The organism is Tamlana sp. I1 (genome assembly GCF_015355625.1).
Lineage (GTDB): Bacteria > Bacteroidota > Bacteroidia > Flavobacteriales > Flavobacteriaceae > Pseudotamlana.
The window spans coordinates 130,191-140,662 of sequence record NZ_JACLAF010000013.1; the positions used below are offsets into that span (position 1 = coordinate 130,191).

The 10,472-nt window shown below is 31.6% G+C and carries 6 protein-coding genes and 1 tRNA gene; 2 read left to right on the forward strand and 5 right to left on the reverse strand.

All coding sequences use genetic code 11. The features are described from left to right. Positions 1-8: 8 nt before the first annotated feature. Both H6X70_RS13230 and H6X70_RS13235 read right to left on the reverse strand, forming a co-directional pair. Positions 9-3,137 (reverse strand): SusC/RagA family TonB-linked outer membrane protein, encoded by a 3,129-nt coding sequence (locus H6X70_RS13230; RefSeq protein ID WP_194768164.1) that lies wholly within the window; start codon positions 3,135-3,137, stop codon positions 9-11. A 130-nt stretch (positions 3,138-3,267) separates the two neighbouring features. Then, a complete protein-coding gene (locus tag H6X70_RS13235) occupies positions 3,268-4,710 on the reverse strand; it encodes a DUF6242 domain-containing protein (protein WP_194768165.1) in 1,443 nt (480 codons plus the stop codon). A gap of 158 nt (positions 4,711-4,868) precedes the next feature. Here H6X70_RS13235 and H6X70_RS13240 point away from each other — a divergent pair, with 158 nt between their 5' ends. After that, positions 4,869-7,043, forward strand: coding sequence for a sensor histidine kinase (locus H6X70_RS13240; protein ID WP_194768166.1), 2,175 nt, complete (start codon positions 4,869-4,871; stop codon positions 7,041-7,043). A gap of 7 nt (positions 7,044-7,050) precedes the next feature. Then, positions 7,051-7,719, forward strand: coding sequence for a response regulator transcription factor (locus tag H6X70_RS13245; protein ID WP_194768167.1), 669 nt, complete (start codon positions 7,051-7,053; stop codon positions 7,717-7,719). A 92-nt stretch (positions 7,720-7,811) separates the two neighbouring features. On the opposite strand, the gene H6X70_RS13250 is transcribed toward H6X70_RS13245, so the two are convergent. The 3 genes from H6X70_RS13250 to H6X70_RS13260 form a co-directional block, all read right to left on the reverse strand. Next, positions 7,812-8,966 carry a peroxiredoxin family protein gene (locus H6X70_RS13250; protein WP_194768168.1) on the reverse strand — a complete coding sequence of 385 codons (1,155 nt, stop codon included), beginning with the start codon at positions 8,964-8,966 and terminating at the stop codon, positions 7,812-7,814. 224 nt (positions 8,967-9,190) lie between these two features. Beyond that, the gene (locus tag H6X70_RS13255; RefSeq protein ID WP_194768169.1) at positions 9,191-9,817 is read right to left on the reverse strand and encodes an outer membrane beta-barrel protein; all 627 of its coding nucleotides are present in this window, start codon (positions 9,815-9,817) and stop codon (positions 9,191-9,193) included. A gap of 394 nt (positions 9,818-10,211) precedes the next feature. After that, positions 10,212-10,284 (reverse strand) — tRNA-Lys (locus H6X70_RS13260). Positions 10,285-10,472: the final 188 nt, after the last annotated feature.

Sequence of the window (10,472 nt, forward strand, 5' to 3'; positions counted from 1 at the left end):
CTTAAAAATTAAAATCCAATATTTATTCCTACACTACACGATTTAATCTGAGGCATGGTTAACTCATCATAACCGCTTAATAAGGCTGATGACCCAAAAGCACTTACCTCCGGATCTAATCCAGAATACTTAGTAAAGGTTAATAAATTATTTCCTTGAATATAAACCGAGGCACTTTCAATTAAATGACTCTGTAACCAATCTTGTGGTAAATAATATGTTAATCCTATTTGTTTCAACCTTATAAATGAGGCATCTTCTAAAAAACGGTCTGAATCTCTACCAACGGTATAATCTACTGCTCCTCCCGAACCATTGCTCACAATAGATGCATTATTAATTTTGGGAATATCTGTTTCGTGACCTACTATTTTCCAATAATCTAAAATATCTGGACTTAAGTTATTCGCATCTGATGTGGTATAAGTATACTGTAGAGCTTTGGTTCCATTGTACAATTGGTTGCCCGAAGAGAAGGAAAAGAACGAATTTAGTTCCCAGTTTTTATACCTAAACGTATTGGTTAATCCACCAAAAAAGTCTGGCAAAGCATCGCCCATTGGTTTTCTATATTGCGAAGAATTACTTAAAGTTGCAGGAGGCACCTCACTTTGAGAACCATCAGGATAATTCCATAGCGGATTTCCTGTTAACGGGTTTACACCGTCCCAATCGTATAAAAAGAATTGACCTGCCGATTCGCCTACAGCAAAATATTTATAACCTAATGCGGCTCCTGTGGCATCACTACCTTCAAAATTTAATTTTAAAATTTTATTGGTGTTTCTTGAAATATTAAAATTGGTGGTCCACTGAAAATTTGCTGTGGCAATGTTTTGGGTGTTCAAGGCAATTTCAAAACCTTTGTTCTCCATATCACCAATATTTTGCTGTTGTAAAGCATAGCCTTGATACCACGGCACTGCAGATGAATAGAGTAAATTAGTAATATTTTTATGGTAGTAGTCTACCGTTAGATTAATTTTATCTTTAAACAAACTTAAATCGACTCCTAAATCTAAAGTTCGTGTAAGTTCCCATTTTAAATTAGGGTTATTTGGTTGAACTACTTCCAATATTTCAGAATCTAAATAGGTTAAAATACTACCGCTTCCTGAACGTAACAATTGATATTGCCCCTGATTACCGTAATAGCCGCTAGTGCCATCTATTCCTGTAAATCCAACACTACCTCTAAACTTTAATTCATCTATCCAGGAAACATTTTCTAAAAAGTTTTCTTCTGAAGCTCTCCAACCTAAGGAGAAAGATGGAAACCCAATGTATCTGTTATTTTTACTAAATCTTGATGACCCATCAATTCGATAAGTAACCCCAGCCAAATACCTATGATCATATTGATAGTTTAGTCTTCCGAATACCGAAAACAAAGCCCATTCTCTAATGGTTGGATACGGATCGCCACCTATAACCCCCGCTTGATTGATATCTAAAATATCGTCGCTCGCAAAATCTCTTCCAAAAATAGAGTGCGACTCTTCGGTTGAAGTCTCAAAACTTTGTCCGATAACGCTATTAATGGCGTGTACATTATTAAACGTTTTAACAAAAGAGGCGGTATTGTTTACAACAAACTTTTTATTTTTAAGTTCGGTTTGTGTAGCATTTCCTCCTTCAATATCTGGTCTGCTAATAATCCTACTATAGGCATCAGAATTTAAATGATCGACACCTATTTCCGATTTTAAGGTGACCCATTTAAAAGGCTTGTATTCTAAAAACACATTTCCAACGAGCCTTTTATCTTTAGCGTAGTTAATATCTCTATAAGCCTGTGCTAAAGGGTTCTCTACGACACCAGATATGTTAGGTGCAAATCCAAAATAATAGGTATCAGCATCTATATTACTAGCAACATTTGGTGCTTTTAATACTGCGTTTCTATAAATACTTGGTGCATTTAAAGAATTGTTATCGGCATAATTTATAGAACCGTTGGCACCCAACCTAAGGGTTTTGGTTAATTGATAATCCAGATTAATACGGGAATTGTATTTTTTATAATCTTGGTTAACGATATAAGAATCTTGCTTTAATACTGAACCACTTACAAAATAATTTAATTTTTTGGTACTTCCTGAAAGCGACAAATTAATAATACTGGTTATAGCTGTTCTTAAAACTTGGTCTACCCAATTTGTTTCTGTTCCAGTTGGATAATTATTACCTCCAGATTTTGTGTTATAAAAATCGGAATACTCATCGGCCGTTAAAACCGATGGTACATTTATAGGATCGCTAAAGGTTGTAGATGTGTTGATTGAAAGTTTTGGTTTTCTAGACACGCCTTTTTTAGTTGTAATTAAAATAACACCAGCAGCACCTCTAGAACCATAAATGGCTGTTGCATAAGCATCTTTTAAAATTTCAATAGACTCTATGTCGTTCATATTCAACATAGACAAGGGGTTTCTTTCAAACTCCGAATTATTTTCTAACGGACTTGTAACCGATGTTCCCCCAAAACCAGATACTGGTATTGTAGATCTTTCAAACTCAGTTGTGTTATTCGCTCTATTTGTTCCATAAATTGGTACACCATCTATTACAATTAGTGGATTATTACTATTCGCATTTAGCGAAGTTACCCCTCTAATTGTAATTGAAGTCGCACCACCTGGAGCTCCTGAGCTAGACATTACTTGTACACCAGCAACTTTTCCTGTTAAAGCATTATCAAAACTAGGAATGGTTTTATCTAAATCTTTGGATTTTACAGTACTTACAGAACCTGTTAAATCTCTTTTTTCTTGTACTCCGTAACCAATTACGGTAATTAAATCTAATGCTTGAATGTCTTCAGCCAAAAGAATGGAGACATTATTTTTATCTGTAATAGTATATTCTAAATCTTGAAAACCTAATGAAGATATCTCTAGAATATCGCCAACATTAACATTTATACGAAATGTTCCTTCCAAATCTGTAACAACACCATCGGCTTGTCCTTTAACTAAAACAGCAGCTCCTAAAATAGGTTGGTTATCTACTGCCGAAAGTACTTTTCCTCGAAAATCTATTGTTTTAACTTTTTGAGCTTTTACAACATTTTGCCCAAAAGTGATAGAAACAATAAAAAGCAATGCACTGCACATTAAAATTACCTTTCTAGCCATTAGAAATATTGTTTGGTTTTTATGGTTTCGTTTTTCTAAACTTAAATGATTAAGAAATATAAAATATTCGCATAACTTTAAATTTGTGGCTACTTGAATATTTTATATTTCTCTAATTACAATCAAACGTTTATAGTTTGTTTAATTTCCCTGACCAAACATCAGTTAAAACTTCGTAAGTTATAGCATCTACATAACCTTCATCTGAATAAGTTACATCTGTAACAGTTTCACCTCCAATTATCCATAAATTACCATCGGCATCAACACTAATATCAGCATTTAAACGTGCTTTGTAATTTGATGGTAATAATTGATCAGCTGGCACTGGGCTAAACGTTACACCGCCATCTTCAGATACAAGCATATCAGTTGAAACTTGTCCGTCTTCTAATTGCCCACCAAATAACCATACTTTTCCGTCGTAAGTTACGGCACTAGAACCACGTCTTGCTGTAAAAGCTCCTTCAGAAACTAAACTCCATGTTACACCATCTGTAGACGACCATACATCATTTAAAGGAAATCCATCTGCACCAATTCCACCTGCTACATACATTTTACCTTCGTAAACATAACCTGCTCCGTAAACTCTTTTAGGCATTTCTGCTGAGTAATCGGCACTAGGTGTAAACGATGTTCCATTTGTAGACACTAAGGTAGAAGGACTAATTCCTGCAGGTGGATAAAATGGTGCTCCTATTGGTCTAGCGTTTGTAAACGACCCAAAACCACCTTGAAGGTTTCCTGCAAATGCATAAATAGTTTCATCTACATTATACCCTGGCGAATAAATACGAGCAACATCTAAAGCGTCTTCAGATTTTGTCCAAGAAATACCATCTTCGGTAGTAAATAAATTCTTTTCTAAAGTCGGTTGATCGGCTCCCCATGTATCAACACCACTAATATAACCAACTACATACGCTTTATTGTTTGCAACAACAATATTATGGTCGTATCCTACAGGAAAATCGCCTGTTGGGGTTTCTTCTGTCCAAGAAATACCATCTGTTGAGCTGTATAATTTAGATTCTGGAGAAGTTTGAAACCACACAAAACGTTTACCTAACACCACCCAATGTTTTCCATTTAAATAGAAATACTCTTGTGTTTCAAAAGTATTATCAAATGCATTTGGAGATTTTTGAGACCATTGCACACCTTCAGGGTTAGTTTGAGCAATGTTAACTTCTACTGTATAAGTGCGTTCTGTTACGCCATCTTCAGCAGTTACCGTATAAGTAACATCGTTAGAAAAATCGTTAACTGTCACACCACTAGTTTGCGAAACACCAGCAATGTCTACTTTTGAACCAGAAATCACCGAAAATTGAGCAATTAATGCGCTAGCATCAAATTGATATGGTAAGCTATCTGTGTTTTTAATTACAAAGTTTGTGTTATCAACAGTAAACGGATAATCTTTAATTAAGTCATTAGTAAATCCAAAAGAAGTAAACCCGGTAAGGTTACTTGCTGGCTCGTCATCTTTACTACAGCTGGTTGTTAGTAGTAAACCCGATAAAATAACTAATGAGAATAGGTACTTTAGTTTTTGATTTGTTTTCATAATTTTGAATAAAATATTAGGAAGTTAGTAAACCGATTATAATATTAATCCAAACTTAATTTAATAGAGTAAAATAAATATAGGGGAAATTCCTCATTTTTAACATTATTTAACAAAAAACAAAAAGTTCGCCTATATTTGAGTTTAAAAACAAAAAAATGAAGTCATATAATCATGTTTTCGCTTTTTTTATTGCATTTTATTCAATAGCAACATTTATACATGCGCAAACTTCAAAAGATTCTACTTCAATTTTAGATAATGTTAATACACTCACTTTTCACTACTATCAAAGCATCAATAAAAACCCACAGGAAAGTTTAAATTATGCCAAAGAAGCGTATGCTTATTACGATAAAATAAACACCAACTCCCTAAAATTTAAAATAACTAGCAATTACATAACAGCACTTTATGTTAATGAACATTATAAAGATGCCTTAGAGATATTAAATACAATAAAGGATTTAGAAGTCTCGGAAAACAACAAAGCCCTATACTTTACACTTAGAGGTTTAGTTGAAAACGACCTAAATTATATCGCTCAAGCTGAAGCATCTTACATAGAAGCTTTAAAAATATATGTTGCGTTAGAGGATAAAGACAATCAATTTACCATTTTAAATAATTTAGGACTACTCTACAATAATATTGGCGACTATAAGCGCTCTTTAGCTTTGTATTTGGAGTGTTATGGTATTATTAACGATTTAAAAGTTAAAGTAGATCGTTACAAATATTATATGAATATTGGTACTGTAAGTTATAACTTAAACGATTTTAATAATGCTATTGAATCCTTTACTAATGCTTTAAATGAAGCTAAAAATAATAATGAATCGCTTCGTATATACAGAGCTGAAGAAAAAATTGCACAAGCCAACGTTGGCTTAAATAAACTAGAAATTGCAATAACACACTATAAGAATGCACTTTCGGGATATAAACAATTAGGGTTAAAAAAGGATGAATGTAACACCTTAATAAATCTAGGTGACATTAATTATCAGGAAGACAATAAATATATCGCTTTTAAAAACTATAGTAGCGCCCAAAAAATTGCATCAGTAAATAATTTTAAACAAGAAGAATACCTTGTTGACTTAAAAATAGCGCGTCATTACAAAGAACAATTAGAATTTAATAAAGCGAGAGATTTTTATAATAAGATTATCAATAATAAAACACATGTAAAAAACATAGTGGTTTTAAAGGATGCTTATAAAGGTTTATATGAAATTGAAAAAGCAAGTAAAAATGCTTTACTTTCTCTAGATTATTTAGAAAGTTATTTGGAATACGACAATGCCTATAAAGAAGGGCAATTAATTACCCAAAAAGAACAAATACAAATACAGTACAGTTTAAAACAGAAGGAACAAGACTTAGAAAAACTAGAAACCGATTTAGCATTAAACGATTTAAAACTTAAAAATAAACAGCAACAAAATCAAGGGTTAATTATGCTTTCATGTTTAATCCTTCTCATTCTTATTTTAATTTTAAGATCCTACATTCAAAATAAAAAAACACAGGATATTTTATCTCAGAATAATGAAAAAATTAATTCTCAAAACGAAAAATTAATTCTAACCAATCAAGAAATTAAAGCCCAACGAAAAGAACTTAGTGGTTTAAATAAAGTTAAAGATCAGTTACTTTCCATTATTGCACACGATGTAAAAAGCCCCATGACCGATTTATATAACTTGCTATTTATTTTAAGGCGTAATTTAGACGCGCTTAAAAAAGATGATTTAAAACAAAATCTAGCTATTATTGAGTCTAGCACGAGTAATCTTTTAAACCTATTAAACAATATTTTAAACTGGACCATAAGCCAATCTTCAGGAATTACAGTAAAATTTAGCAGTTTCTCCATAAACGATTTAGTAAACACCAATTTAAAACTTATTGAAAGTGCAACCGTTGCTAAAGAATTATCAGTAAGCTTTCAACCCGATAAAAATATTAACTATATCAAATCCGATTTAAACATAATCGATTTCGCCTTGAGAAACATGCTCTCAAACGCTGTTAAATTCACAAATAAAAAAGGCAGTATAAACGTTTCAATTGAGCCTGTTACTACAAATACTATTCACATAAAAATAGCCGATTCTGGAATTGGTTTTAATGAAGAGATACAAGCTCTTTTACAAAAAAACACAGAAAGACTACCTGTTAAATTAGGTACGAACACAGAAAAAGGTTACGGTATTGGATTATCTTTATGTAAAAAAATGTTAGCTAAAATAGATTCCCAAATTATTTATAAAAAAAATAAACCAACAGGGTCTATTTTTATTCTACAGATAAATACCCAAAACTAAAATAGTCATGGAAAACATAAAAATCCTTATAGCAGACGACCATTACATTGTACGTCTTGGTTTAAAAATCCTTATTGATTCATTTGAAGGTTTTGAAGCGGTTTTAGATGTTGAAAATGGTGAAGAGGTTATAAATAATATTGAAAAAGCCGATTATTTCATTCTAGATCTTGAAATGCCCATTGTTAATGGCGTAGAAGCCCTAAAAGTTTTGAAGCAAAACCATCCAGAAAAAAAGGTGATTTTACTTACTAATTGTATGGACATTCCAACTTTAATTAATGCAAAAAATTTAAAACCTAACGGATTTTTATTTAAGGATGGTATGCATGAAGAAATTAAAATTTGTTTAGATGAATTGAAAAAAGGCAACTATTACACAGGTAGAAATTGTAAAGCTTTTTTTGAAAGACATAAAGATGAAATTATTGAGGTTGAAAACCTTATTAGAAATCTTGAAGCTTTAACCAAAACTGAAATGAAGATTTTGTATCATGTTTCTGAAAATTTGTCTACCTCTGAAATTGCTGAAGTCCTTCACAATAGTCCAAAAACCATTGATAACCATAGAACAAATATTGCCAAGAAAATTGACATTAGTGGTTACAATAATTTACAAGCTATTGCGATAAAAAACAAATCACTTATAGAAACACTTTACCTAAAAACGCTTTAATAGTTAAATTTAATTATAACAAAAATTAAAATTAGTAGGCACAAAAAAAAGCGCACTAAATTAGTGCGCTTTCCTATTTTTGGTATAAAAGTCTAATTAAATATTTCCTTCAATTTTTCTTGTAAAGCTTCGCCTCTTAAATTTAAGGCCATTACCTTGCCTTCTGTATCAAGTAAAACCATGTAAGGAATTCCTGAAAAAACATAATCTTTCATAATTTTTTTAGAATCTTTAGCTAAAAGTAGAGTTCCTTTTAAATCATCTTCTTTTACCGCCTTTATCCAGTCAACTTCTTTTTTATCAATAGAAACACTAACAACTTCAAAGCCTTTATCTTTATATAAAGCATATTGTTTTTGCACATTAGGCGACTCTTTTCTACATGGTCCACACCAAGAAGCCCAGAAATCAATTAGCACATATTTCCCTCTAAAATCGCTTAAAGATACTGAATTCCCATCCATGTCTGGAAAAGTAAAATCTGGAGCAACTGTTCCAATGGCTGTTTTAGCAACACTTTCTATTTTTCCAATTAAATCGGCTTTTGCATTCTGGATATAAGGCACATTAGGATATTTATCAGCCAACTCTGTGTATTTCTCTAACATAAAATCTTTATCTTTCTTCCATGATAAATTCTGAATAACCTTTACAACCGTTGGGTAATCCTCATACATATCTATGATATTTTTAATGTCTCTTTCGTTAGAATCGTACATTACATCCCAGTTTTTAGCAGCATATGTTTTCCAGGCATCACTATCAGATAAAGATGCTCTATATTGTTCTTGTCCAGTAGCGATCATCCATTGGTAATTTTGATAATTTGCCCAATGCAAAGCGTTTAATGCGTTATTTTTTTCTCCACCCTTAATATGTACATGTGGTGGATTTTTAATTTTTATTTTAGCCGTATCAATACCTCTAAAATTAATTTCAAGATTTTCATCATCAGCATAAAACTCTACCGATTGTTGTTTGTAAACATTTAGTATATAAAATTCTGGATCTGTAACAGGAATTTCAAACGAATAATTATCTAATGAATCTAGTTTTATTTCTTTAACAACTTCAAGTTCGTTTTCTATATTCCTTTTGTTTAACGTTATCCCAAATTGATCATTTGCATCAGAAAATTGAATATGACCTTTAACGGTTATTTTTTGCTCCTTAGGAGTTTCAACGGTTTTATTACATGCATAAAAGGTTAATGCCAGTAATGCGATTCCTAATATTTTTTTGTTCATGTGATTATATTTTATCTATTAATAAGTATAATTTCTTTGGTAAAATTATCATAACAGCTTTAAGAATTTATAAGGAATCTTCCTCATTTTAAAAATAAAAGCAGAAGACAATTTGGAAAACTTGAGGAAATCAATACAAAATGAAAACAAAAAAGCCTGAACAATAAAATTGTTCAGGCTTAATAAATTGTAATCTTAATTTACTCTAAAAAGAGAAAAAAGGATTAAAATTTGTACAATAAACCAAATTGAGGTTGTGCAAAAATGTTATTGAATAAATTGATATTTAATTCAAAACTGTTTGTAGCATCACCATCTTCAGGGTTTGCATTGTTATAAGTTAAAATATCAGCTAAAACAAAAGTAGCAGCCCAATTTTTAGTAATAAAATAGTTAAGTCCTAAAGTAACATTAGCTTTAATACCATTGGTTGTGTTATCAAGATCACCAACTTCAACACGTGCATGGCTATAACCTAATCCAACATCTCCGTAAGCTTTAAAACGTCTTTTATCTAATTCTAAGAAATAGTATCTAGCAAAACCACCAATACCAAAAAAGTTAGTTTTTGTATCAGGAGTTGTACTTTTATCTTTACTTCCTCCAAAATCTAAGTCACCACCAATAGCAAAATTTTCACCAATAAAGTAACCAAATTTAGGGTTAATAGAGTAAGCGCTATTAACATCGTCGGTACGGAATGAAATACCTCCTTCAATGAACATATCGCCCTCATCAAAAGATACACCTTTTGCTGAGTTTAATTCTGATTTAGCCATGTTTTCTTGTTGAGCCTGTCCAAAAGTGAAGGCTAGTAATGCTACTGCTGTTGCAATAATTCTTGTTTTCATAATTAAGTTGTTTTTAAGTTTAAATAAAAATCAACAAGTTGAAAAGCTTTGTTATCTTTTTAATGCTTTTCTTTCTTGAGGGATTAATTTCACGCAAAAGTAGATAGAAAAAAACTTACGTGCAACTTGTTTGATTCAAAATTTATTAGTTTTAAAAGCAATCGTAAACCGTATATTTTACTGATTACACAAGCGTTTTAAACACAAAATAACTAATAGCAACTAAAAATTATTTACATAAACTAGTAACATACAAAAGGCAAGAAAGAATTTAAATTTTTATAAATGATTTAATACATAATAAGTCATAAATTAAAGAAACACTCTAATTAAGCAGTTTATACAAAAGCATAAAAAAAGCCTCAAACTGAAGTTTGAGGCTTAGATAATAAAGTGACCGGGCTGGGGCTCGAACCCAGGACCCTCTCCTTAAAAGGGAGATGCTCTACCAACTGAGCTACCAGGTCAATATCTGGTTGTTTGTTTTTGGTTTTTGGTTTTTGATGTTACTAATAACCATCAACCAATAACCATTAATCAATAAAAATAAAAATCCTCAACAAATAAATGTTGAGGATTCAAAAAAGGCAACGACCTACTCTCCCACAAATGCAGTACCATCGGCGCTAATGGGCTTAACTTCTCTGTTCGGAAA